Annotated in this window: 20 protein-coding genes; 2 read left to right on the top strand and 18 right to left on the bottom strand. The window is 71.8% G+C overall.

From position 1 onward, the window contains the following. Positions 1 to 62 precede the first annotated feature (62 nt). Positions 63 to 629 (top strand): Smr/MutS family protein, encoded by a 567-nt coding sequence (locus LUTJ29_RS0109455; protein WP_027072303.1) that lies wholly within the window; start codon positions 63 to 65, stop codon positions 627 to 629. On the opposite strand, the gene truD is transcribed toward LUTJ29_RS0109455, so the two are convergent. The 9 genes from truD to LUTJ29_RS16970 form a co-directional block, all read right to left on the bottom strand. Further along, positions 626 to 1705 (bottom strand): tRNA pseudouridine(13) synthase TruD, encoded by a 1080-nt coding sequence (gene truD / locus LUTJ29_RS0109450; protein ID WP_027072302.1) that lies wholly within the window; start codon positions 1703 to 1705, stop codon positions 626 to 628. The two genes, LUTJ29_RS0109455 and truD, sit on opposite strands and share 4 nt — an antisense overlap. Continuing rightward, entirely contained in the window at positions 1702 to 2181 is a 480-nt protein-coding gene (ispF, locus tag LUTJ29_RS0109445) for a 2-C-methyl-D-erythritol 2,4-cyclodiphosphate synthase (RefSeq protein WP_027072301.1), read from the bottom strand. Before ispF ends, truD begins: the two co-directional genes overlap by 4 nt. Continuing rightward, positions 2178 to 2627: a hypothetical protein gene (locus LUTJ29_RS0109440; RefSeq protein ID WP_027072300.1), complete on the bottom strand. Its 450-nt coding sequence runs from the start codon at positions 2625 to 2627 to the stop codon at positions 2178 to 2180. Before LUTJ29_RS0109440 ends, ispF begins: the two co-directional genes overlap by 4 nt. Then, the gene (gene ispD, locus LUTJ29_RS0109435) at positions 2624 to 3337 is read right to left on the bottom strand and encodes a 2-C-methyl-D-erythritol 4-phosphate cytidylyltransferase (RefSeq protein ID WP_027072299.1); all 714 of its coding nucleotides are present in this window, start codon (positions 3335 to 3337) and stop codon (positions 2624 to 2626) included. The genes LUTJ29_RS0109440 and ispD overlap by 4 nt, the downstream gene beginning before the upstream one ends. Before the next feature lie 8 nt (positions 3338 to 3345). Then, positions 3346 to 3672, bottom strand: a complete 327-nt coding sequence (gene ftsB / locus LUTJ29_RS16975; RefSeq protein ID WP_051322889.1) for a cell division protein FtsB — start codon at positions 3670 to 3672, stop codon at positions 3346 to 3348. 10 nt (positions 3673 to 3682) lie between these two features. Then, positions 3683 to 4969, bottom strand: a complete 1287-nt coding sequence (gene eno, locus LUTJ29_RS0109425; protein ID WP_027072298.1) for a phosphopyruvate hydratase — start codon at positions 4967 to 4969, stop codon at positions 3683 to 3685. A 213-nt stretch (positions 4970 to 5182) separates the two neighbouring features. Continuing rightward, positions 5183 to 6022 (bottom strand): 3-deoxy-8-phosphooctulonate synthase, encoded by an 840-nt coding sequence (kdsA, locus tag LUTJ29_RS0109420; protein ID WP_027072297.1) that lies wholly within the window; start codon positions 6020 to 6022, stop codon positions 5183 to 5185. A gap of 98 nt (positions 6023 to 6120) precedes the next feature. Continuing rightward, complete coding sequence (locus LUTJ29_RS0109415; RefSeq protein WP_027072296.1) at positions 6121 to 7800, bottom strand: CTP synthase; 1680 nt, start codon at positions 7798 to 7800, stop codon at positions 6121 to 6123. A gap of 175 nt (positions 7801 to 7975) precedes the next feature. Continuing rightward, the gene (locus tag LUTJ29_RS16970) at positions 7976 to 8389 is read right to left on the bottom strand and encodes a globin (protein ID WP_043741009.1); all 414 of its coding nucleotides are present in this window, start codon (positions 8387 to 8389) and stop codon (positions 7976 to 7978) included. 175 nt (positions 8390 to 8564) lie between these two features. Between LUTJ29_RS16970 and parE the strand changes: the two genes are divergently transcribed. Next, on the top strand, positions 8565 to 10454 hold the full coding sequence (gene parE / locus LUTJ29_RS0109405; protein ID WP_027072295.1) for a DNA topoisomerase IV subunit B: 1890 nt from the start codon (positions 8565 to 8567) through the stop codon (positions 10452 to 10454). 678 nt (positions 10455 to 11132) lie between these two features. On the opposite strand, the gene LUTJ29_RS0109400 is transcribed toward parE, so the two are convergent. From LUTJ29_RS0109400 to LUTJ29_RS0109360, 9 genes are all read right to left on the bottom strand, one after another. Next, on the bottom strand, positions 11133 to 13238 hold the full coding sequence (locus tag LUTJ29_RS0109400; RefSeq protein ID WP_027072294.1) for a glycoside hydrolase 43 family protein: 2106 nt from the start codon (positions 13236 to 13238) through the stop codon (positions 11133 to 11135). 38 nt (positions 13239 to 13276) lie between these two features. Next, entirely contained in the window at positions 13277 to 15262 is a 1986-nt protein-coding gene (locus tag LUTJ29_RS0109395) for a glycoside hydrolase family 97 protein (RefSeq protein WP_043741007.1), read from the bottom strand. Then, on the bottom strand, positions 15255 to 16283 hold the full coding sequence (gene yjfF / locus LUTJ29_RS0109390) for a galactofuranose ABC transporter, permease protein YjfF (protein ID WP_027072292.1): 1029 nt from the start codon (positions 16281 to 16283) through the stop codon (positions 15255 to 15257). Before yjfF ends, LUTJ29_RS0109395 begins: the two co-directional genes overlap by 8 nt. Then, the gene (locus LUTJ29_RS0109385) at positions 16280 to 17344 is read right to left on the bottom strand and encodes an ABC transporter permease (RefSeq protein WP_051322888.1); all 1065 of its coding nucleotides are present in this window, start codon (positions 17342 to 17344) and stop codon (positions 16280 to 16282) included. The genes yjfF and LUTJ29_RS0109385 overlap by 4 nt, the downstream gene beginning before the upstream one ends. Then, complete coding sequence (locus LUTJ29_RS0109380) at positions 17344 to 18837, bottom strand: sugar ABC transporter ATP-binding protein (RefSeq protein WP_198012669.1); 1494 nt, start codon at positions 18835 to 18837, stop codon at positions 17344 to 17346. Before LUTJ29_RS0109380 ends, LUTJ29_RS0109385 begins: the two co-directional genes overlap by 1 nt. A gap of 85 nt (positions 18838 to 18922) precedes the next feature. Further along, positions 18923 to 19888, bottom strand: a complete 966-nt coding sequence (locus LUTJ29_RS0109375) for an ABC transporter substrate-binding protein (protein WP_043741048.1) — start codon at positions 19886 to 19888, stop codon at positions 18923 to 18925. An 83-nt stretch (positions 19889 to 19971) separates the two neighbouring features. Further along, positions 19972 to 21408, bottom strand: coding sequence for an aldehyde dehydrogenase family protein (locus LUTJ29_RS0109370; protein ID WP_027072288.1), 1437 nt, complete (start codon positions 21406 to 21408; stop codon positions 19972 to 19974). 20 nt (positions 21409 to 21428) lie between these two features. After that, positions 21429 to 22433, bottom strand: a complete 1005-nt coding sequence (gene araD1 / locus LUTJ29_RS0109365; RefSeq protein WP_027072287.1) for an AraD1 family protein — start codon at positions 22431 to 22433, stop codon at positions 21429 to 21431. A 345-nt stretch (positions 22434 to 22778) separates the two neighbouring features. After that, positions 22779 to 23585 carry an SDR family oxidoreductase gene (locus LUTJ29_RS0109360; RefSeq protein ID WP_051322887.1) on the bottom strand — a complete coding sequence of 269 codons (807 nt, stop codon included), beginning with the start codon at positions 23583 to 23585 and terminating at the stop codon, positions 22779 to 22781. Between the last annotated feature and the right edge of the window lie 24 nt (positions 23586 to 23609).

Below are 23609 nucleotides of genomic sequence, written 5' to 3'. Positions count from 1 at the left end.
ATGATACCGGATGCGACGACGCGGTCGCGCCGCCCGCGTGGAACGCGGCATACTGCGGCCCGATGGCGAAAAAGCCTCCACCGCCCAACGGCACGCCCGACTGGGACGACGACGATGCCGCGCTGTTCCGGGCCGCGATCGGCCCCGTGCGCGAGCTGCCGCCGGCCGATCCGCGCCCGGCGCGTCCCAGGCCACGCCCGGGCACGCGCATGGCCGAGCTCGACGACGCCGACGCCCGCGACGAGTTCCTGCGTCTGCTCGACGAAGCGCCGGTCGAGGCCGGCGACACCCTGCGCCACCGCCGCGACGACGTCCCCTCGCGCGTGCTCAAGCGCCTGGCCCAGGGCGAATACGCGGTGCAGGACGAGATCGACCTGCACCATGCCAGCGCGGCCGCGGCCGCCGACCTGCTGCGCCGCTTCCTGCACGACGCAGGCCAGGCGGGCATGCGCTGCGTGCGCGTGATCCACGGCAAGGGCCTGAACTCGGAAGGGGTGCCCGTGCTCAAGAACCTGTGCGACCGGCTGCTGCGCCAGCGCGGCGACGTGCTCGCGTTCCACTCCGCACCCCCCGCGCAAGGCGGGACCGGGGCGGTGCTGGTCCTGTTGCGGCCGCGCCGGACGGGCTAGTCCTGGTGCGCGGCGCCGTCGCGCGCCACGTCCACCACGTCGCCCAGCTCTGCGAGCACGCTGGTCGCGTAGGTGCCGGGCGGCAGCGCGAACTCCAGGCGCAGGACGCCTTCCCCCGGCCACGACCACGCCAGCTCCGCCACCTTCAACCGCGTGGCGCGCCGCTCCTGGCGCAGGCCGGCGGCTTCCAGTCCCTCGCGCAGGCGCCGCGACGCCGGATCGTCGAGCGCGGCCAGTTCGAACGCGCGCGCCTCACCCGCGCTGCGCAGTTCGCCCCGTCCCCAGAGCGGCGCGGTGGGATGGATGTCGAACGCCGCCAGGCGCGCCTCAAGATCCGGGTCGGCGGCGACCGGGCCGAACACGCTGCGGCTGCCGTCGAGCATCCACACCTCGCCGTCCAGTCCGCGGTCCCAGTGCCCCGCCTCCACCCGTGCCGCCAGCACCCTGTTGAACAGTTCCGACCGCGCGGCCGAGAGCAGCATCGAGCGCTCCTCGCGCCGCACGCGCCGGCCCGAGAACATCGCCAGCGCCTTCGCCACGTTGCTTCGGCCGTGGCCGAAGCGCTGCACGCCGAACGCGTTGGGCACGCCGCGGGCCGCGATCGAGTGCAGCCGCGCCTCGATCCCGGCCGAATCGCCCTCCACGCCGCGCAGCGTCAGCGCGAAGCGGTTCCCGGCCAGCGCACCGCGCGGCAGCTTGCGCGCGTGGCGCACCGCCTCCAGCACGCGCAGTGCCTCGCCGGTGGCAGGGTCCTCGAACGAAAGCTGCTCCAGCGGCGGCGGCTCGCGACCGGGCAGCTGCACGGTGAAGCGCTGGCGCGCCAGGGCGTGGCGGTCCTTGGTCCCCGCATAGCCGACGGCCGATTCGGGCACGCCCGCCCAGCGCGCGATCCTGCGGGCGACGAACACGGTATTGAGCGCGCGCTTCTCGACCGCCAGCAGCAGGTGTTCGCCGCTGCCGCTGGGCTCGAACGCATCGATCTCGGCGACCCTGAAGTCCTCGGGCGCCTCGCGCAGGCGCGCCCGCAGCACCGGCGCGCCGTGGGCACGCGGAAGCCGGCCGGCGTCGTCGCTCACGCCGCCACGAGCAGGCACACCGCCAGCGCGGCGATGCCCTCGCCGCGGCCGGTGAAGCCCATCCGTTCGCTGGTGGTGGCCTTGACGCTGATCGCGTCGACGGCGATGCCGAGGTCGCCGGCGATCAGCTCGCGCATGGCTTGCGCGTGCGGGCCGACCTTCGGCCGTTCGCAGACCACGGTCACGTCCGCGTTGCCCACCCGCCAGCCGCGCTCGCGCAGCAGCGCGTTGCAGTGGCGCAGGAACACGCGGCTGTCGGCCCCCTTCCAGCGCGGGTCGGCGGGCGGGAAATGGATGCCGATGTCGCCCAGCGCGAGCGCGCCGAGCATCGCATCGCAAAGCGCGTGCAGGACCACGTCGCCGTCGCTGTGCGCGGTGACGCCGCGCTCGTGGGGCACGCGCACGCCGCCGAGCATGACGTGGTCGCCTTCGCCGAAGGCGTGGACGTCGTAACCCTGGCCGATGCGGACGCTCACGGCAGGAACAGCTCCACGATCCGGTTCATGTCCACGTGCCGGATCAGGCCGGCGGCCTCGGCGGCGACCCTTGGATCGTTGAACAGGCCCTCGCCGGCGAGCTCGCCGACGCGGCCGAAGGCCTCGCCGAAGGCGCCTTCCGCCGAGCCATCCCGGAACGCCCGCCGGGCCTGGTCGGCGCAGTCCACGGTGAGCAGCCGGACCATCAGCTCGCCCATCGCGCGGTTGGCCTCGGCGCGCCGCTCGTCGCTGACCTGGGCCATGTCCGACAGGTCCGGATGCAGCGCGATCGCCGAGAACATCCACTGCACCAGGGTGCGCTGGTCGTCCGCGCCGGCGGCCGAGATCACGCACGACTGCAGGTCGCCGGCCTCCTGCGCCCGGGTCGCGCCCCAGGGTGCCACCGCGCCGGCCACGGCCAGCAGTCCCGCCACGACGTGCCTCATTGCCCCTCTCCCCTCGCCCGGCGCCGCGCCAGGATGAATTCGAACCGCGCCAGGTCGCTGGCGGTGGTGATCTTGAAGTTGTCCTCGTCGCCCTCGACCAGCAACGGCCGCATGCCCTGGCGCTCCATCGCCATCGCCTCGTCGGTGACCGCCACGCCCGCGTCGCGCGCCGCCTCGAGCGCGCGGGTGAGCTGCAGGCGCCGGAACAGCTGCGGCGTGAGCGCGCGCCACAGCCGCTCGCGCGGCTCGGTGGCGTCGATGCCGCCGTCGTCGCCGGCGCGCTTGAGCGTGTCGCGCACCGGCGCGGCCAGGATCGCCCCCACCGGATCGGCGCGCCCGCGCTCGAGCAGTCCGGTGAGGTCGGCATGGCGCAGGTTCGGGCGCGCTGCGTCGTGCACGAGCACGAACTCGTCCGCGCGCACCTCCACGGGCAGCGCCTGCAGGCCGGCGAGCACGGAGTCGGCGCGGGTGTCGCCGCCGGTGCAGGCCAGCAGCGGCTTGCCGTGGAGCGTGTCCAGCCCGGGCCAGTGCGGATCGCCCTCGGCCAGCACCACGGCGACGCCGCGCACGCCCGGATGCGAGAGCAGCGCGTCGAGGGTGTGCAGCAGCAGCGGCCGGCCGGCCACCTGCACGTACTGCTTGGGCAGCTCGCCGCCGAACCGGGTGCCGCGGCCGGCGGCGACCACGATGCCCCAGACGCCCGCGACCAGGTCCGCGCTCACGGCCGGGCCTCCTCTTCCGGTTCCTCGCCGGTGCGGCTGCGCTGGTCGTCCACCACCCGGTAGAACGTCTCGCCCGGGCGGATCATGCCCAGCTCGTTGCGCGCGCGTTCCTCGATCGCGGCCTCGCCCGACTTGAGGTCGGCCACCTCCGCGGCCAGCGCCGCGTTGCGCTGCTGCAGGCCCTCGTTCTGCCGCCGCTGCTGGACGACGCGCTCCTCGAGCGCCTGGACCGCGCGTGTCCCGCCCTCGCCGAACCACAGCCGGTACTGCAGCCAGCCCAGCAGGATCAGGAGCGCCAGCAGCAGGACGCGCAACCAGCGCATGGCAGGCGGATCAGCGCCGCAGAGAGACGAAGGCGTCGCGACCGGCGTAGGCGGCGCCGGCGCCGAGTTGCTCCTCGATCCGCAACAGCTGGTTGTACTTGGCCACGCGGTCGCTGCGGCACAGCGATCCGGTCTTGATCTGGGTGGCGGTCGTGGCGACGGCGATGTCCGAGATCGTGGTGTCCTCGGTCTCGCCCGAGCGGTGCGAGACGATGGCCGCGTACCTCGCCGCGTCGGCCATCGCGATGGCCTCCAGGGTCTCGGTCAGGGTGCCGATCTGGTTGACCTTGATCAGGATCGCGTTGGCGGTGCCGCTGTCGATGCCTTCCTTGAAGATCTTCGGGTTGGTCACGAACAGGTCGTCGCCGACCAGCTGGACCTTGTCGCCCAGGCGCGTGGTGAGCTGCTTCCAGCCGCCCCAGTCGTCCTCGGCCATGCCGTCCTCGATGGTGACGATCGGGTACTGCGCCACCCAGTCGGCGAGGAAGTCGACGAACTGCTCGCTGGTCAGGCGCTTGTTCTCGCCGACCAGGTTGTACTTGCCGCTGTCGTGGAACTCGCTCGAGGCCACGTCCAGGCCCAGCAGCACGTCGTCGCCGGCCTTGTAGCCGGCCTTCCCGATCGCCTCGAGGATGGTGTCGAGGGCCTCGACGTTGCTGCGGAAGTCGGGCGCGAAGCCGCCCTCGTCGCCCACCGCGGTGGACAGGCCGTGGCCCTTGAGCACCGACTTGAGCGCGTGGAAGATCTCGGTGCCGCAGCGCAGCGCCTCGGAAAACGAGGACGCGCCCACCGGCAGGACCATGAACTCCTGGAAGTCGACGTTGTTGTCGGCATGGGCGCCGCCGTTGATGATGTTCATCATCGGCACCGGCAGCACCGGCGCGCGGTCGCCGCCGAGGTGCTTCCACAGCGGCAGCCTGCGCGAGGCGGCCACGGCGTGCGCGTTGGCCAGCGACACCGCCAGCAGCGCGTTGGCGCCCAGGCGGCCCTTGTTCTCGGTGCCGTCGAGGTCGATCAGGCGCCGGTCCAGGCCGGCCTGGTCGGCGGCGTCGAAGCCGGCGAGCGCCTCGGCGATCGGGCCGTTGACGTTGGCCACCGCCTTGCGCACGCCCTTGCCCAGGTAGCGCGTCTTGTCGCCGTCGCGCAGTTCCACCGCCTCCCGGGCGCCGGTCGAGGCGCCGGAGGGGACGGCGGCGCGGCCGAAGGAGCCGTCGGCCAGGGTCACCTCGGCCTCCAGGGTCGGATTGCCGCGGGAGTCGAGGATTTCGCGGGCGTGGATCTTGGCGATGCTGGTCATGTAGGCGCAAACATCAGGAGGATGGAGTCGGCCGCGAGTTTAGCGGAGCGCGGCGCATCCTGCCGGCCGGGGTCGTCCGGCCGCCGGATCCGTTTCCGGGGAAAGCGTCGCCGGACGGCGGCGGTGGCGTGGGCCGCCGGGCCGCGGCGCTCCGCCGCCGCGCGGATGTCGAAACGCCGGCGGGCGGCGGGCGGCCGGCACGGCCGCCCCGGGTCACCCCTGCAGCGCCTGCTCGGCGAAGCCGTGGCGCTTGGTGACCGCGTCGAGCTCGAGCAGGGTCTCGAGCAGGCCCTCCACCCGGTCCAGCGGCCAGGCGTTGGGGCCGTCGGACAGCGCCTTCGACGGATCCGGGTGGGTTTCGGCGAACAGGCCCGACACGCCCACCGCGACCGCCGCGCGCGCCAGCACCGGCACGAACTCGCGCTGGCCGCCCGAGCTCGTCCCCTGCCCGCCCGGCAGCTGCACCGAATGGGTGGCGTCGAACACCACCGGGCAGCCGGTCTCGCGCATCACCGCCAGCGAGCGCATGTCGCTCACGAGGTTGTTGTAGCCGAAGCTGGCGCCGCGCTCGCAGACCATGATCTGCTGGTTGCCGGTCGACTTCGCCTTCTCCACCACCGGCTTCATGTCCCAGGGCGAGAGGAACTGGCCCTTCTTGATGTTGACCGGCCTGCCGGCGCTGCAGGCCTTGCGGATGAAGTCGGTCTGGCGCACGAGGAACGCCGGCGTCTGCAGCACGTCGACCACCGCGGCCACCTCGTCCATCGGGGTGTACTCGTGCACGTCGGTGAGCACGGGCACGCCGATCTGGCGCTTGACCTCGGCCAGCACCCGCAGGCCCTCCTCCATCCCCGGGCCGCGGAAGCTGCTGCCCGAGGTGCGGTTGGCCTTGTCGAAGCTGGACTTGAAGATGAAGTTCATCCCCAGCCGGCCGGTGATCTCCTTCAGCCGCCCGGCCACGTCGAGCTGCAGCTGTTCGGACTCGACCACGCAGGGGCCGGCGATGAGGAAGAGGGGCTGGTCGAGGCCGACCTTGAATCCGCACAGTTCCATGAGGACACCTTGGTTGTGGCGGTCCGCGGCGGGCCGCGGACCGGAAGGGGCGCGCGGGCGCGCCCGTCACCCCGCCACGGGCGGGATCGCGCCAGGGCTCAGGCCTTGGCTTCCTTGAGCAGCTTGCCGCCAGCCTTCTGCTCGCGCGCGGCACGCACGAAGCCGATGAACAGCGGATGCCCGGTGCGCGGCGTCGAGAGGAACTCGGGGTGCGCCTGGCAGGCGATGAACCACGGGTGGCCCGGCAGTTCGATCATCTCGACCAGCAGGTCGTCCATCGACTTGGCCGAGATCACAAGGCCGGCGTCCTCGAGCTGGGTCCGGTAGCGGTTGTTGAACTCGTAGCGGTGGCGGTGGCGTTCGCCGACCACGTCCCTGCCGTAGAGCTCGCGCGCCTTCGTGCCCGGCTTGATGCGCTGCTCCTGCAGGCCCAGGCGCATCGTGCCGCCGAGGTCGGACTTCTCGTCGCGACGCTCGATCTCGCCGGTGCTGGTGCGCCACTCGGTGATCAGGCCGATCACCGGGTGCGGGGTCTGGCGGTCGTTCTCGGTGCTGTTGGCGCCCTCCAGCCCGGCCACGTGGCGGGCGAAGTCCACCACCGCCGCCTGCATGCCGTAGCAGATGCCGAAGTACGGGATGCCGTTCTCGCGCGCGAACTTCGACGCCAGCACCTTGCCCTCGAAGCCGCGGTCGCCGAAGCCGCCGGGCACGAGGATGCCGTGCACGCCGCGCAGGGTCCGCTCGGCGCCGTCGCGCTCGATGTCCTGGGACTCGATCCAGCGCAGGTTGACCCGGGTGCGCTGGCGGATGCCGCCGTGGCGCAGCGCCTCGCCCACCGACTTGTACGCGTCCTTGTGGTCGACGTACTTGCCGACCACGGCGATCTCGACTTCGTCGATCGGGTGCTCGCTGGCATCGACCACCGCCAGCCATTCGGACAGGTCGGCCGGCGCCGCCCTGTCCTCCAGCCGCAGGCGCTCGACCACCAGGCCGTCGAGGCCCTGGGCGTGCAGCCACATCGGCAGCTTGTGGATGTTGTCGAGGTCGACGGCCGAGATCACCGCCTTCTCGGTCACGTTGGTGAACAGCGCGATCTTGCGCCGCTCGCCGTCGGGTAGCGGCTGCTCGCTGCGGCAGACCAGGATGTCGGGCTGGATGCCGATCGAGCGCAGCTCCTTGACCGAGTGCTGGGTGGGCTTGGTCTTGAGCTCGCCCGCGGCGGCGATGAACGGCACCAGGGTCAGGTGCATGAACATCGCCTTGTCCGGGCCGCGCTCGGCGCGGATCTGGCGGATCGCCTCCAGGAACGGCAGCGACTCGATGTCGCCCACGGTGCCGCCGATCTCCACCAGGGCCACGTCGAAGCCCTGGGTGGCGGCGTCGATGCAGCGCTTGATCTCGTCGGTGATGTGCGGGATCACCTGCACGGTGGCGCCGAGGTAGTCGCCGCGGCGCTCCTTGCGGATCACCGACTCGTAGATCTTGCCGGTGGTGATCGAGTTCTTGCCCGACAGGCGGACGTTGATGAAGCGCTCGTAGTGGCCCAGGTCCAGGTCGGTCTCGGCGCCGTCGTCGGTGACGTAGACCTCGCCGTGCTGGAACGGGCTCATCGTGCCCGGGTCGACGTTGATGTAGGGATCCAGCTTCATCAGCGTCACCCGCAGGCCGCGGGCTTCGAGGATCGCGGCCAGCGACGCCGCCGCGATGCCCTTGCCGAGCGAGGACACCACGCCGCCGGTGACGAAGACGAGGGGAGTGACGTAGCCGGGGGAAGTCATGGGGAGTGGGCACCCGCTGGAAAGCCCCATTCTACAGGTCCCGGCGCCCGGCACCCAGCCCGTCGTGCGCGGACGGCGCGGCAACGGCGCGGCAACGGCGATGCCGCGGCGGTCCGCCGCGCCTGCGGCCGCGCGCCGGGGCCACAGGCCGCGCCGTCGCGCCGCGCGCGGCGCCTCAACCGGCCTGGTAATGCGCCGCGAACGTGCGGCAGACCACCTCCATGGCCTGCCGCCAGCGCGCCAGCAGGGCTTCGTCGGCCTCCGGGTCGGATTCGGCGACCACCTGCACCAGGCTCTCGATCCAGGCCGGATACAGCGCCGGATCGACCGGGGCCCGGCCCTTCCGGGAGTGGACCCGGGCCATTTCCGCGGTGGCCCGCTGCGACAGCGGGCTGCCGGCGGCATGGAAGATCGCCACGCTGATCCCGCGCCGCAGTGCCATGCGCTGGCGGCCCATGTCGGTGCCGGCGAACAGCGGCCGTATCCGCGGGTCGCTGTCCATGAACACCTCGTAGAAGCGTTCGATGAAGCGGCCGGTGCGCAGGCAGCGGCCGTAGCTCTGCTGCAGGTCCTCGTACTGGTCTGCCATCGTGGATCGAGCCCCCTGTGGAGCCCGCAGGATGGCCGGACCGCGCCCCGGCCCGCATTGATCCGCCGCAATGACGCCGCTCCCGTCCCGGCTCCTGCGACGGACGGGCGCGATCCTTGACCGCCCCGTTCCCGGCCCGCATCCTGCGCGCCTTGCAGTCGACCGCCCCCCGATGATGAGTTCCCGCTACAACGCCGCCGACATCGAAGTCCTGTCCGGCCTGGACCCGGTCAAGCGCCGGCCCGGCATGTACACCGACACCTCCCGGCCCAACCACCTGGCCCAGGAGGTGATCGACAACTCGGTCGACGAGGCGCTGGCGGGCCATGCGCGGGAGATTTCGGTCACGCTCTACAGGGACGGCAGCTGCGAGGTGGCGGACGACGGCCGCGGCATGCCGGTGGACATCCACCCCGAGGAGAAGATCCCCGGCGTGGAGCTGATCCTCACCCGCCTGCACGCGGGCGGCAAGTTCAGCAACCGCAACTACACCTTCTCCGGCGGCCTGCACGGCGTGGGCGTGAGCGTGGTCAACGCGCTGTCGTCGCTGGTGGAGGTGCACATCCGCCGGGACGGCGCCGAACACCGCATCACCTTCCGCGACGGCGAGCGCGCCACGCCGCTGGAGGTGGTGGGCACGGTCGGGAAGAGGAACACCGGCACCCGCGTGCGCTTCTGGCCGGACCCGAAGTACTTCGACAGCCCGAAGTTCAGCGTGCGCGCCCTGCGCCACCTGCTGCGGGCCAAGGCCGTGCTCTGCCCCGGCCTGACCGTGACCCTGTTCGACGAGGCCAGCGGCGAACGCGACACCTGGCATTACGAGGACGGCCTGCGCGACTACCTCAGGGGCGAACTGGCCGGGCGCGAGCTGCTGCCGCCCGAGCTGTTCGTCGGCCAGCAGAAGAAGGACACCGAGGTGGTGGACTGGGCCGTGGCCTGGGTGCCCGAGGGCGACCTGGTCCAGGAGAGCTACGTCAACCTGATCCCCACCGCCCAGCACGGCACCCACGTCAACGGCCTGCGCACGGGGTTCACCGACGCACTGCGCGAGTTCTGCGACTTCCGCAACCTGCTGCCGCGCGGGGTGAAGCTGGCGCCGGAGGACGTGTGGGACCGGGTGTCGTTCGTGCTGTCGCTGAAGATGACCGACCCGCAGTTCAGCGGCCAGACCAAGGAACGGCTGAGTTCGCGCCAGGCCGCCGGGTTCGTGGAGAACGCGGCGCACGATGCGTTCTCGCTGTGGCTCAACCAGCACGTGGACTTCGGCGAGAAGATCGCCCAGCTCGCGATCGAGCGCGCCAGCGCGCGCCTGAAGACCGAGAAGCAGATCGTCCGCAAGAAAGTCACCCAGGGACCCGCCCTGCCCGGCAAGCTCGCCGACTGCATCAGCCAGGACCTCTCCCGCACCGAGCTGTTCCTGGTCGAGGGCGATTCGGCCGGCGGCAGCGCCAAGCAGGCCCGCGACAAGGACTTCCAGGCGATCCTCCCGCTGCGCGGCAAGATCCTCAACACCTGGGAGGTCGCCTCGGGCGGCGTGCTCGCGTCGCAGGAAGTGCACGACCTCGCGGTCGCGATCGGCTGCGACCCGGGCAAGGACGACATCAGCGGCCTGCGCTACGGCAAGATCGTGATCCTCGCCGACGCGGATTCCGACGGCCTGCACATCGCCACCCTGCTCTCGGCGCTGTTCCTCAGGCACTTCCCCGCGCTGGTGCGCGCCGGCCACATCTTCGTGGCGATGCCGCCGCTGTTCCGGATCGACGTGGGCAAGCAGGTGTTCTACGCCCTCGACGAGGAGGAGAAGCGGCTGCTGCTGGAGAAGATCGAGCGCGAGAAGATCAAGGGCCAGGTCAGCGTGACCCGCTTCAAGGGCCTGGGCGAGATGAACCCCTCCCAGCTGCGCGAATCCACCATCCATCCCGACACGCGCCGCCTGGTGCAGCTGACCATCGACGACGACGTGGAGACGCGCGGGCTGATGGACATGCTGCTGGCGAAGAAGCGGGCGAGCGACCGGAAGGCGTGGCTCGAACAGAAGGGCGACCTGGCCACGCTCGAGGTGTGACGCGCGCGCCTCATCGACCTCGGCCGTTGCAACGACCTCGTTCCACCCGGGATGTCATGTGCCTCGCGGGGCGCAGCTGGAGCAGAAGGGCGACCTGGCGACGCTCGAGGCGTGACGCGGGTGCTTCATTGGCGTTTCCCCGGGTGAGGTCAGCGTCCCGGTTCCGGCGTGACCGGAAGGGCCGTGCTGCGACCGGGGAGGCCTTGCAATGAATGTCCCCCGGCGACCGCCTGCGGCGGCCGCCTCCTCCTTGATTTCATCGCAAGGCCTCCCCGCCCGCGACACGGCTCGCTTCGGATGGATGCGCCGCACGCACATCCCAGCCGCACGCGCGCCCTCGACGAGTAGCGCGTAGTCCGCGCAAACCTGGCGCAGCCGGGATCGCCTCTCCTCTGCCTTGTGCCTTGTGCCTTGTGCCTTGTGCCTTGTGCCTTGTGCCTTGTGCCTTGTGCCCGCGTCCCGGATGCGGCCATTGGCCATATCCGGGCCAAGCGACCTGTCCGGGCGACGGGCGTGTGCTTGCCGCAAGCCCGGGCGCGCCGGGGTCGGGAGGCCTTGCGCGAAATCAAGGAGGAGGACGTCGACGCAGTCGGCGGCCGGGGGACATCGCCGCAAGGCCGCCCGGTTCCGGCGCGGTCCAACCGTATCGACGTCATCGCGCAGAACCCGGTCCCGGCCTCACTCGCCCAAGTGCACGCGCCACCGCAATACCGTCCCGTCGCGCCGGTCCGGACGCGTCCCGGGCCGGTCCGCGGCATAGGGCTCGCCGCTGTGCGGGAGGATGCCCAGGTAGCGATGGGTCTTCATCGACAGCAGCATGAACTCGCCGCGCAGCAGGTCCTGCCACATGAAGCGGCTGTCGACCGGATGCTCGGGCAGCAGGCGCACGTCCGCGGACAGGCCGATGCCGACCACGGTCAGGAAACCGCTGCCGTCCATCGCTTCCAGCGCCACCTGGCCGCCACCGCGGTCGTGCACGCGGAAGCGGGCGGCCGGCGACTTCGCCTTCTCCGCGCCGGGCGGCAGCGGCTGCACCACGCCCAGCGGATGCACCGTCGCCATGCTGCCGTCGCCCAGGTTCTCCAGCACCACCACCTCGCCCAGCGGAATATTGCGCGAGCGGTCGGCGAGCGGTTCGACCAGCTCGAAACGGTCGAAGTCCGCGTATCCGCCTTCGCGACCCTCCCGGTTGAAGGCGAACAGCGCGTAGCGCACGCCCTGGAAGGTCTTGAGCTGGTACGGCAGGCGCACCGGCTCGCCGATGTCGTGGAACACGCGCCCGTCCTCGCTCCAGGAGAACCAGGCCAGGTCCTGGTCGTGGTCGCCACGCACGCGCAGGTGCACCCGCGCCTGCTCCAGCGGCACGTCGACGCGCCGGTCCCGGTCCTGCGCATACCAGCGCAGGACGTGCCGGCCGTCTTCCCGCGCCACCGCCAGCCATGCGGCCGGCATGTTGAGCAGGCCGAGGCCGGCGATATCCCTCGGCTGCAGCCCCGAAGCATCCATCACGACGGTGGCGGTCGCCTCCGGTCCCACCACCCGCTGGGTCAGCGTGTTGCGCGCATGCAGGAAGCCTGCCGCGGGCAGGGTATGCAGGCGCAGGTATCCCGGGCGCTCGCGCAACGACCACTTGCCCGCCTGCGGCTGGTGGTTCCACTGCCACACCGGCTGCAGCTGCGCGGCGGAAAACCCGTCGCTGCGCGCGTACGGCGCACGGGGCCGGACCTCCGCACCCGCCTGCGGCTTGGTCCAGGTCCGCGGCGAGCGGCCGAGGTTGCCCGGCAGCCCGAAGTACGGCCAGCCTTCGTGCCAGGTCACCGGCGACAGGAAGGTGGTGCGGCCGATGGACTTGAGGTCCATCATCGAGAAGCCCCACCAGCTGCCGTCGGGCGCCTGCACGATCCCGCCCTGGTGCAGCGGCACCGCGCCGAGTTCGTTGTCGCCCGGCTTGCGGTGCGAGAACCGGGCGCCGTCGGCCGGGATCGGCGAGCGCTGGCCCACGCTGTCCTCCCACCAGCCGCGCTGGAAGCCCATGGTTTCGCTGGCGCTGATGGCGACCGTCTCCCAGGGGCCGTCCAGGCGGTCGGCGCGCGCGGCCTGCATGCGCCCGACCGGGGCGTAGTTGGCGCTGATGATGTAGTAGCGCCCATCGATCTTGTAGAAGTGGTGGCCCTCGCCCATGCCGTGGCCGGCCGGGATGATCACCCGCTCGCTGCCCTCGACCACGCCGGACAGGTCCGGCTTGAGCTCCACCAGCCGCACCTCGTTGTAGTTGAACACCGCCCACACCCGGCCGTCGTCGTCGAACAGCACCGACAGGTCGTGCAGGTTGCGGTCGATCACCGTGTGCGCCCACGGCCCCGCCGGATCCTCGGCGGTGAACACGTGCAGCCCGCGCTCGTTGATGTTGGCGAAAATGTGGAAGCGGCCATGGTGATGGCGCAGTACCGGTGCCCAGATGCCCTGGCCGTACAGGTCCCTGCCTTCCTCCAGGCGGTATTCGGGGCCCGGAGGGAATTCCGCCAGCGCGTACGACACGAATTCCCAGTTCACCAGGTCGCGCGAGCGCAGCACCGGCAGGCCCGGCACCGCGTGCATGGTGGTGCCGGTCAGGTAGAACCAGTCGCCGACGCGGATCAGGTCCGGGTCGGAAAACTCGTCGTAGAAGAGGGGGTTGGTGTAGGTGCCGTTGCCGTTGTCGGCGGTCCACGTGGCCGTCGCCGCGCGGGCCGGTGCGCCGACGGCCAGCAGGAACAGCATCAGCAACAGTCGCGCCCACACCATCGATCACCTCCCCGCGCGGCGCGGCCCGCGCCGCTGCGTCAGTCCAGCTGCAGCACGAATCCGCCGGCCTCGGGCAGTTCCAGGTCCAGCGGCGCGTCCGGCGCCAGCTCCAGCTGCCGCAGGGCGAAGCCAGGGGCATCGCCGCCGTCGGTGACCAGCGCGCCGCGCAGGGTGCCGCCGCCCAGCGCTTGCGCATCCAGCGTGATCGTCCGCGGCCCGGGTCCGGCATTGATCCCGGCCACGTACCGGCGGCCGCCGCCCTCGCGCATGAACACGGCGTACTTCCCCGGGTACCCGTCGAGGAAGCGGCTGTCGTCCCACACCTCCGGCAGGCCTGCGAGGACACCGCGCACGTAGTCCGGCACCTGGGCCATGCCCTCGGGCGTCTCGGCGTAGTGCTGGATGCCGGAGACGAACAGCACCGACTGGGCCAGCTCGAACGCCGGACTGGTGCGCCGTTGCACCCGGTCGTTGAGCTTCGCCATCGCCACCGGGGTGAAGTCCATCGGGTCGAACACGTTGCGCGTGAACGGCAGCGTGGCCGCGTGCACGGCCATCCGGTCGGCATTGGCCTGCTCGAAGGTGGCGAACTCCAGGCCGCGCACCGCCTCCATCGTCTGCAGGTGCGGCCAGGTGCGCTGCCAGCCGCGCGGCAGGGTCGAGCCGTGGAAGTTCATCTGGAAGCCGTAGGGCGCCGCGTCCGCCAGCAGGTCCAGGTAGTAGGCGATCATCGAGGAGCCGTCGCCGCCGAAAAAGTCCACCTTCAGCCCCGCCACGCCCATGGCCTTGAGCCGGTCGAACTCGCGCATCCGGCTGGCGTGGTCGAGCAGCCGGCTTCGGGGCGTCTGCGGCGCTTCGTTCCAGTCGCCGGCCGAGTTGTACCAGACCAGGATCGACACGCCCTTGCCGCGCGCGTACTCCACCAGTTCGGCGAGCTTGTCCTCGCCGATCTGGGTGTCCCACAGCCCGTCGACCAGGGTGTAGCGCCAACCCATGCGCGCGGCGTAGTCGACGAACTGCCGCTGCACCTCGAACACGGTGTGGTCGTCGCCCAGCAGCGGCCAGCTCCACGACGCCTTGCCCGGCACCGAGGGCGCGGCCACCGCCGGCGGGTCGGCCAGGTCGGTGCCGAGGGTGGAATCGGCCACGGTGGCGAGGTCGCCCACCGCCACGATGCGCCAGGGCGAACGCCACGGGAACGATTCGATCCACGGCAGCGCCGGCTTGCCCGGCAGCGCCTCGCGTTCGTCGGGAAAGGCGAGCACGTATTCGCCGGGACGCGCGCCGTCGTCCAGGCGGCTGCCGGCGTCGCCGCGACGCAGGCTGCCCTCGCTGAGCAGGATCCAGTCCTCCCCGCTGCGGAACAGCGCCGGGAACACCCAGCCATGGCCCATCGGGCTCGGCGTGCCCACCGGCACGTCCTGCAAGTAGTCCTCCTCGTAGGACGGGTTGGTGCGCCCCCAGCCGGTCTTGGGCTCGGCCAGCGGCTGCAGCCAGGCGTGGGCGGTGGACGGCAGGCGGAACGTCGCCGCATCGCGCGTCCAGGTGCGCAGGCCCGGTACTTCGCGCTCGAGCTCGTAGCGGAAGGCGGCGCCGTCGTTCGAGACCTGCCAGGCCACGACGAGTTCGTTTCCCTGCGCATCGCGCCAGCGGAACACGCGGCGATTGGCGCGATATGCGTTGTGGCGACGCTTGCCCGACAGCAGCTCGTAGTCGTCGGCCACCGGCTCCACCGCATCGGCCCCGGCGAAGGCCAGGGCCCGCGACAGGTCCACGCCCTCCCCCACCATGCCCAGCGGCGAGGGCGCGACCACCTCGCGGCCCTGGCGCAGCAGCCGCCAGGTGGGCCTGCCTTCGGCGTCGAGCGACATTTCCACGCGCAGGCGGCCGTCAGGGCTGGCGACGTCACCAGGCGCCACCGCGTCTGCGGCGATCAGCGGCAGGCAGGCACCCAGCAGGGCCAGCGCGGCGAGGACGCGCAGGGCGCGCGCCTCCAGGCGGCGGCGTGGCACCCGCTCACCCATGACCGCCACCGCCCGCGGGACCGGTGCGCGCCAGCAGCCGCTGCAGCAGGCAGAACGCCAGCAGCAGCACGCCGATCGCGATCCGGGTCCACCATGAGCTCAGGGTGCCATCGAACGCGATCAGGGTCTGGATCAGGCCCAGCACCAGCACGCCGAACACCGTGCCCAGTACGTAGCCGCTTCCGCCGGCGAGCAGCGTGCCGCCGATCACCACGGCGGCGATCGCGTCCAGTTCCAGCCCCGTCGCGTGCAGGCTGTAGCCGCTGAGCATGTAGAACGTGTACACCACCCCGGCCAGCGCCGAGCAGAAGCCGCTGAGCGCGTACACCTGCACCAGGGTGCGCTTGACCGGCAGGCCCATCAGGTGCGCCGACTGCACGTTGCCGCCGATCGCGTACACGGTGCGACCGAAGCGCGTCTTCGCCGCCAGCAGCGCGCCCACGGCCACCACGAGCAGCGCGATGAGCGCGCCGGCCGAGATCGAGGTGCGCCCGCCCAGCGGGATGCGCAGGCTCGCCACCGCCACGTGGAACGCGTGGTCGATGCCGATCGAGTCCACGCTCACCAGCGTGGCCGCGCCGCGCGCCAGGAACATGCCGGCCAGCGTCACCACGAACGGCTGCAGTCGGTAGCGTTCGATCAGCACCCCCATCAGCGCGCCGAACCCGGTGCCCAGCACCAGCACCGCGCCGATCGCCGGCAGCGGATGCCAGCCGTGGTGCTGGACGAGGCTGGCCAGCAGCACGGTGCTGAAGGCGATCACCGCGCCCACCGACAGGTCGATGCCGCCGGTCAGGATCACGAAGGTCATGCCGACCGCGACGATCAGCAGGAAGCTGTTGTCGATCAACAGGTTGAGGAACACCTGCGGGCGCAGGAAACCGTCGTACAGCACGCCGCCGGCCACCGACATCGCGACGAACAGCGACACCGTGACCGCCAGCGACGCATAGCGCGGATCGCGCCACAGGCGCGCCACGCCGCCGCCCCGCAACAGCGCGCGCAGCGGCACCGCGCTCATGCGCCCCCCCTCGCCGGGCGCCGCGCCAGCGCCCGCACCCTGGCGCGGAACTCCGGCGACTGCAGCAGCAGCACCGCCACCACCAGCAGCGCCTTGACCACGTAGTTCACCTGCGGCGGCACCCCGATGGCGTAGATGGTGGTGGTCAGGGCCTGGATGATCAGCGCGCCGACCACGCTGCCGGCGAGGCTGAAGCGGCCGCCCGCCAGCGCGGTGCCGCCCAGCGCGACCGCGAGGATCGCGTCGAGTTCGAGCAGCTGGCCGGCATTGTTGGCGTCGGCGCTGGCCACGTTGGAACTGACCAGCAGGCCCGCCAGCCCGGCGCAGAAGCCGCTGAACACGTACAGCCACAGCGTGATCGCGCGGGCGCGCACCCCGGCCACGCGCGCGGCGGCGGGGTTGTGCCCGATGGCGCGGATGAACATGCCCAGGGCGGTGCGGTCGAGCAGCAGCGCCAGGACCACGAACAGCGCGCCGGCGACGTACAGCGGGAAAGGCAGCCCGAACAGGAAGCCTGTGCCGAGGAAGGAGTACGGCGGGTAGTAGATGGTGAGGATGTTGCCGCCGCTGATGAGCTGGGCGACACCGCGTCCGGCCACCATCAGGATCAGGGTGGCGATGATCGGCTGCATCCCGACCTTGACCACCAGCACCCCGTTCCACAGCCCGCACAGCGCCGCGGTGGCCAGCGCCGCGCCGATCGCGGCGAACAGCGGCGCCAGGCCCGTCCCGCCGCCGGCGGTCATGCGGCCGATGGTCCAGGCGGCGACGGTGGCGGCGATCGCCAGGACCGCGCCCACGGAAATGTCGAGGCCGCGCGCCGCGATCACCAGGGTCATGCCCATCGACACCAGCACCAGCGGCGCGGCGCGGTTGGCGATGTCGACCAGGTTGCCGTACAGGCGTCCGTCGCGCCATTCCAGCGCCAGGAAGCCCGGGTTGAGCAGGCCGTTGCCGAGCAGCAGCAGGGCCAGCGCCAGCAGCGGCCAGAACAGCGGATGCGCGAGCATCCTGCGATGCAGCGGCAGCGGCGCCTGCGCGTCTGGATCGGTCGTTGCCATCAGGCGTGTCCCGCGATCAGGTCGAGCACCCGGGCGCCCTCGCTGCCGCCGGGCAGCTCGCCCGCCTTGCGCCGCTCGCGCAGCACCACGATGCGGTCGCCCAGCCGGGTGAGCTCCTCGAGCTCGGCGGAAATGAACAGCACCGCCATGCCCTCGCGCGCCAGGCGCACCACTTCGCCCATGATTTCCTGCTTGGCGGCGATGTCGATGCCACGGGTCGGCTCGTCCAGGATCAGCAGCTTCGGCCGGGTGGCCAGCCAGCGCGCCAGCACCACCTTCTGCTGGTTGCCGCCGGACAGCGCGCCCACCGGCGTCTCGATCCCGGCCGTGCGCACGCCCAGCAACTCGACGTAGTGGCGGGCGAGTTCGTCCTGCCGGGACCGCGGCAGCGCGCGCCACCAGCCACGCCGGGCCTGCAGGGCCAGCACGATGTTCTCGCGCACCGACAGTTCGGCAACGATGCCCTCGGTCTTGCGCTCCTCCGGGCACAGGGCCAGGCCGCGCTCCACCGCGTCGGCGGGATGGCGCAGGTCCACGCGCGCGCCCTCGAGCAGCAGCGTGCCTTCGTCTGCGCGATCCAGGCCGAACAGCAGCCGCGCCAGTTCGGTGCGGCCCGAGCCGAGCAGGCCGCCCAGCGCCACCACCTCGCCCGCGCGCACCTGCAGGTCCACCGTATGCAGGGCGCCGCGGCGCGACAGGCCGCGCGCCTCCAGCACCACCGGCGCGTCCGCCGCGATGCCGGCATGGTCGGCGCGCCCTTCGGCCAGCGCCACGTCGCGCCCGACCATCGCCTTGACCAGCGCCGCCTGCGGCAGCTCCCCGGGCGTGTACTCGCCGACGAGCGTGCCGTTGCGCAGCACCGTGATCCGGTCGGAGACCGCGTACACCTGGTCGAGGAAGTGGGTGACGAACAGGATCGCCATCCCCTGCTCGCGCAGCCGGCGCATGACCGCGAACAGCTCCTGCACCTCGCCCTCGTCCAGGCTCGAAGTGGGCTCGTCAAGGATCAGCACCTTCGCCGACACCCCCAGCGCGCGCGCGATCGCCACCATCTGCTGGATCGCGACCGGGTACGAGGCCAGCGGCCGGTCCACGTCGAGGTCCAGGTGCAGCCGGCCCAGCAGCTCGCGCGCGCCGGCGCGCACCCGGCGCCAGTCGATCAGGCCGAAGCGGCGCGGATAGCGGCCCGCATGCAGGTTCTCCGCCACCGACAGGTTCGGGCAGAGGTTGACCTCCTGGTAGACGGTGCTGATGCCCTCGCGCTGCGCCTCGAGCGGGCTGGACGGGGCGATCGGGCGCCCGTCCAGTTCCACGGTGCCGGCGTCGGGGCGCTCGACCCCGGTGAGCAGCTTGATCAGCGTCGACTTGCCGGCGCCGTTCTGGCCCATCAGCGCGTGGATCTCGCCGGCGCGCAGGCACAGGCCCGCGCCGTCGAGCGCCACGGTGGCGCCGAAGCGCTTGCGCAGGCCCTGCGCGTGCAGCACGTGGCTCACCGCCACGTCCCCCGCGGATGCGGCTGCGCGCGCCGGCACCGGGCCGGCGTGCGGGTCAGGCGACAGCGACGCATCGGGGCCGGGCTCAGTACTTGCGGTTGGGCAGTTCGGCCTCGGCCTGGTCCTGGGTGAACACGCCCTCCTCCACCACCACGCGCCGGGGCACTTCGCGCCCGGCGTGCACGTCGCGGATCAGCTGCGCCAGCTGCGGGCCGAGCAGCGGGTTGCATTCGACCGTGGCGTTGAGCTTGCCGGCCTTCATCGCCTCGAACGCGCCGCGCACGCCGTCGATCGACACGATGCGGATGTCGGTGCCAGGCCTGAGGCCGGCTTCTTCGATCGCCTGGATCGCGCCGATGGCCATGTCGTCGTTGTGCGCGAAGAGCACGTCGATGTTGCCGCCTTCGGCCTTGAGGAAGGCCTCCATCACTTCCTTGCCCTTGGCCCGGGTGAAGTCGCCGCTTTGCGAGCGCACGATCACGAAGCGGTCGTCTTCCCCGATCACTTCCTTGAAGCCGCGCATGCGGTCGTTGGCCGGGGCCGAACCGACCGTGCCCTGCAGTTCGACGATCCGGATCGGGCCCGGCTTGCCCTCGCTGTCCTCGATCACCCAGCGCGCGGCGCGGCGGCCTTCCTCGACGAAGTCCGAACCGATGAAAGTCGCGTACAGCGACTCGTCGGACACCTTCACCGCGCGGTCGGTCAGCACCACCGGGATCCCGGCGGCCTTCGCCTCCTGCAGCACCGTGTCCCAGCCGGTCTCCACCACCGGGGAGAACGCGATCACGTCCACGCCCTGGGCGATGAACGAGCGCAGCGCCTTGATCTGGTTCTCCTGCTTCTGCTGCGCGTCGGAGAAGCGCAGGTTGAATTCCGGCGGCGCCAGCGCCTCCTTCACCGAGCGGGTGTTGGCGGTGCGCCACTCGCTCTCGGCGCCGACCTGGCTGAAACCGACCGTGATCGAGTCGCCGGCGCCGCCTCCCTCCCCGCCGCCGCAGCCGGCGAGCATCGCGGCGCACAGCAGCGCCAGCACTCCAGAAACCTTCCGCATCATCTCCTCCCGTACGCCATCTTGATGTTTGCGCTACCAAGCATGTTGCCATGCGCCGGGGCGTGCCGGCACCGGGCCCGCCCTCAGGGGGCGATGTAGGCGGTCTTGACCGTCGTGTAGAACTCCACCGCGTAGCGGCCCTGCTCGCGCGGGCCGTAGCTCGAGGCCTTGCGGCCGCCGAAGGGCACGTGCGGATCCACCCCGGCGGTGGGCAGGTTCACCATGACCATGCCCGCCTGGGCGTGGCGCCTGAAATGCGAGGCGTGCCTCAGCGATGTGGTGCAGATCCCCGCGCACAGCCCGAACGGGGTGTCGTTGGCCAGCGCCAGCGCGTGCTCGTAGTCGTCGGCGCGCAGCACCGCCGCGACCGGGCCGAAGATCTCCTCGCGCGCGATCCGGTGCGACGGCTGGGCCGCGAACAGGGTCGGCGCCAGGAAGTGGCCCTCGGTGGCACAGTCCACGCGCGCGCCCCCGGCCAGCAGCTCGCCGCCGTCCTCGTGCCCGGCCCGGATGTAGGACAGGTCGGTCTCGAGCTGGGCGCCGCTGGCCACCGGCCCGATGTGCACCGACGGATCGAGCGGATCGCCCACCTTCAGCTGCGCGAGGCGGGCCTGCATCCGTTCGACGAAGGCGTCGTGGACCGCCGACTCGACGATCAGCCTGCTCGAGGCCGTGCAGCGCTGGCCGGTGGAGAAGAACGCGCCATTGACCGCGCATTCCACCGCCGTGTCGAGGTCGGCGTCGGCCAGCACCACGAGCGGATTCTTGCCGCCCATCTCCATCTGCACCTTCAGCGCCCGCTCCGCGGCCTGCTTCAGCAGGGCACGGCCGGTGGGCACCGAGCCGGTGAAGGTCAGTGCGTCCAGCTTCGGGTGCGAGACCAGGGCCTGTCCGACCGTGCGGCCGCTGCCCAGGACCATGTTGAACACGCCGTCGGGCAGGCCGGCGCGCGAGAGGATCTCGGCGAGCGCCCAGGCGCAGCCGGGCACGATCTCCGCCGGCTTGAACACCACGGTGTTGCCGTAGGCCAGGGCCGGGGCGATCTTCCAGGCCGGGATCGCCAGCGGGAAGTTCCACGGCGCGATGATGCCGACGGTGCCGACCGGCTCGCGGGTGATCTCGATCTCGACGCCGGGACGGGTCGAAGCCAGCTTCTCGCCGGGGATGCGCAACGCCTCGCCGGCGAAGAACCTGAAGATCTGCCCGGCGCGCGTGGCCTCGCCGATGCTCTCGGCCAGGGTCTTGCCCTCCTCGCGCGCGAGCAGTCGGCCCAGCTCCTCCTTGCGGGCGAGGATCTCGCTGCCCACGAAGCCGAGGATGTCGGCGCGCTGCTGCGGGTTGGACAGCGACCAGGCCGGCAGCGCCGCGGCCGCCGCATCCACCGCCTGCGCCGTCGCCGCCGCGTCGAGCACGCCGTAGCGGCCGACCGGCGAGGCCAGGTCGGCGGGATTCTCGTCGGCGTGGCTGCCGCTGCCGTCGACCCACTGGCCGCCGACGTAGCTGCGGAAATGCTGTTCCATGTGGGGGCCCTCCCGTGCGCCTAGAGCGGGCGCACCCCGCCTGGCCGGAAGCCGGCCGGAACGCTGCGCAGCGTGTTGCGCAGCGGTGCGCCCAGCTCCGGCAGGTCGATTTCGAACACGTCGCCCGGCTGCGTGCGCACGCCGTCGGCGAAGCTCAGCGTGGCGGTGCCGAAGAAGTGCAGGTGCACGTCGCCGGGGCGCCGGTGCGCGGCGTACTTGAAGTGGTGGTACTCCAGGTTCTCCAGCGAGTGGCACATGTTGGCTTCGCCGGTGAGGAACGGCTTCTCCCAGACCACGGCGCCGTCGCGCCGCAGGCGGCTGGTGCCGCGCAGGTCGCGCGGCAGCTCGCCGACGCGCAGCTCGGGGCCGATCGCGCAGGCGCGCAGCTTGGAGTGCGCCAGGTACAGGTAGTTCTGGCGTTCGGTCACATGATCGGAGAACTCGTTGCCGATCGCGAAGCCGAGGCGGTGCGGCACGCCCGCGTCGTCGATGACGTACAGGCCGACGAGCTCGGGCTCCTCGCCGCCGTCGAGGGCGAACTCGGGCGAGTCGAGTTCGGCGTCGGGCGCGGCCACGATCGAGCCGTCGCCCTTGTAGAACCACTCGGGCTGGGCGCCGACTTCGCCGGGCGCGGGCATGCCGCCTTCCACGCCCCACTGGAACATGCGCATCGAGTCGGTGAGGCTGCCCTCCTCCGCCTGCTGCTGCAGCTTCTGGTGCATGGCATCGCGCGCCGCGGCGCTGCCAAGGTGGGTCAGGCCGGTGCCGCTGACCATGCAGTGCGCCGGGTCGGGATGGTGCAGCGGAGGAAGCACGCGCCGCTCGGCGAGCAGCGTCGCGTACTCGAGCCGCGCCTGGACCGGGAGCGCTCCGGCCGCCTCGGCCAGGCTCCTCCCCGCGCCGATCGCGGCCCGGGCCAGGGCCCAGGTGCCATCCACGCCGCCGAGCACGCGCACGTGCCGGCCGTCCTCCTCGACGATGCCGACGCGCACGTCGGCCCCGTCCTTCAGCTGGATCAATCGCATCTGCTGAGCGGTCCTGCCAGGAATGCCACGCCCATTCTGCCGGGGCGAGGGATATCCATCCAATTCGATTCAGAGGGAAATCGATATGGATAGGGGCATATCGAGCCAGGCTGCGGACCGCCTGTTCCGTCCCGCCCGCGCGCTCCGTGCCCGCCCGTTGGACGGCTCCCTCCCCGCATGCGGGGGAAGGTCGACCGCCCGACGACTCCCTCCCCCGCCTGCGGGAGAGGGCCGGGGTGGGGGCAACGAAGGCCACCCGGCCCCTTCCACTCTTCGATGCCGCTGAAGCCCCCCATCCCGGCCTTCCCCCGCACGCGGGGGAAGGAGGTCATCCCCGACCGCCGCTCAGGTCCAGCCGGCGTCGACCACGAATTCCTGGGCGGTGATCGCGCGCGCCTGGTCCGAGGCCAGGAACAGCACCATCGCGGCGATGTCGTCCGGCCAGACCTTGTCCGGCAGGCACTGGTTGCGCTTGAGGTCTTCCTCGCCGGCCTCGTCCAGCCACAGTTCGATCTGGCGCTGCGTCATCACCCAGCCGGGAGTGACCACGTTGATGCGGATGCGGTCGGCGCCCAGCTCGCGCGCCAGGCCGCGGGTCAGCCCGTTCACCGACGACTTGGCGGTGGCGTACACCGGGTAGCCGCCGGTCTTGCACTGCCAGCCGGTCGAACCGAGGTTGATGATCGAACCGCCGCCCAGCCGGCGCATGCCCGGCACCACCGACTGGATCGCGAAGAACGCCGGCCGCTGGTTGATCGCCACGCGCCGGTCCCAGTACTCGGGCGTGACCTCCTCGAGCCGGTGGCGGTCGTCGCTGCCGACGTTGTTCACCAGCACGTGGAAGTCGCCGCCCAGCGCGCTGGCGCCGTCGGCGATGGCCTGCTGCAGCGCCGCCACGTCGGTCACGTCGCAGGCGCGGAACCAGGGGCGCGACGCGCCCGCCGACTCGACCGAGCGCACCAGCTCCTCGCTGCACGCGGTGGCGATGTCGACGAACGCCACCCGCGCGCCCTGGCGCGCGAACGCCTCCACCAGCGCCGCGCCGATGCCGCTGCCGCCGCCGGTGATGAACACGCGGCGTCCGGCGAGGTTCGGGTAGCAGGCCTGTTCGCCGATCCGCCGGGCGTCGTGCGTGGATTGGGTTGTCGCCATGCGTATTCCTCGATGCGTGGCCGG

The sequence above is a fragment of the Luteimonas sp. J29 genome (assembly GCF_000472505.1).
Classification (GTDB): Bacteria; Pseudomonadota; Gammaproteobacteria; order Xanthomonadales; family Xanthomonadaceae; genus Luteimonas.
The sequence above is the reverse complement of the archived record's forward strand: the minus strand, read 5'-3'. Positions and strand labels throughout refer to the sequence as shown.

What these genes read in the sequence shown, in the direction of transcription:
- LUTJ29_RS0109455 (WP_027072303.1), top strand. Translation starts at nt 63, where the DNA reads ATGGCGAAAAAGCCTCCACCGCCCAACGGCACGCCCGACTGGGACGAC.
- LUTJ29_RS0109440 (WP_027072300.1), bottom strand. Translation starts at nt 2,627, where the DNA reads ATGAGGCACGTCGTGGCGGGACTGCTGGCCGTGGCCGGCGCGGTGGCA.
- ftsB (WP_051322889.1), bottom strand. Translation starts at nt 3,672, where the DNA reads ATGCGCTGGTTGCGCGTCCTGCTGCTGGCGCTCCTGATCCTGCTGGGC.
- eno (WP_027072298.1), bottom strand. Translation starts at nt 4,969, where the DNA reads ATGACCAGCATCGCCAAGATCCACGCCCGCGAAATCCTCGACTCCCGC.
- kdsA (WP_027072297.1), bottom strand. Translation starts at nt 6,022, where the DNA reads ATGGAACTGTGCGGATTCAAGGTCGGCCTCGACCAGCCCCTCTTCCTC.
- LUTJ29_RS0109415 (WP_027072296.1), bottom strand. Translation starts at nt 7,800, where the DNA reads ATGACTTCCCCCGGCTACGTCACTCCCCTCGTCTTCGTCACCGGCGGC.
- LUTJ29_RS16970 (WP_043741009.1), bottom strand. Translation starts at nt 8,389, where the DNA reads ATGGCAGACCAGTACGAGGACCTGCAGCAGAGCTACGGCCGCTGCCTG.
- parE (WP_027072295.1), top strand. Translation starts at nt 8,565, where the DNA reads ATGAGTTCCCGCTACAACGCCGCCGACATCGAAGTCCTGTCCGGCCTG.
- LUTJ29_RS0109400 (WP_027072294.1), bottom strand. Translation starts at nt 13,238, where the DNA reads ATGGTGTGGGCGCGACTGTTGCTGATGCTGTTCCTGCTGGCCGTCGGC.
- LUTJ29_RS0109395 (WP_043741007.1), bottom strand. Translation starts at nt 15,262, where the DNA reads ATGGGTGAGCGGGTGCCACGCCGCCGCCTGGAGGCGCGCGCCCTGCGC.
- yjfF (WP_027072292.1), bottom strand. Translation starts at nt 16,283, where the DNA reads ATGAGCGCGGTGCCGCTGCGCGCGCTGTTGCGGGGCGGCGGCGTGGCG.
- LUTJ29_RS0109385 (WP_051322888.1), bottom strand. Translation starts at nt 17,344, where the DNA reads ATGGCAACGACCGATCCAGACGCGCAGGCGCCGCTGCCGCTGCATCGC.
- LUTJ29_RS0109375 (WP_043741048.1), bottom strand. Translation starts at nt 19,888, where the DNA reads ATGCGGAAGGTTTCTGGAGTGCTGGCGCTGCTGTGCGCCGCGATGCTC.
- LUTJ29_RS0109370 (WP_027072288.1), bottom strand. Translation starts at nt 21,408, where the DNA reads ATGGAACAGCATTTCCGCAGCTACGTCGGCGGCCAGTGGGTCGACGGC.
- araD1 (WP_027072287.1), bottom strand. Translation starts at nt 22,433, where the DNA reads ATGCGATTGATCCAGCTGAAGGACGGGGCCGACGTGCGCGTCGGCATC.
- LUTJ29_RS0109360 (WP_051322887.1), bottom strand. Translation starts at nt 23,585, where the DNA reads ATGGCGACAACCCAATCCACGCACGACGCCCGGCGGATCGGCGAACAG.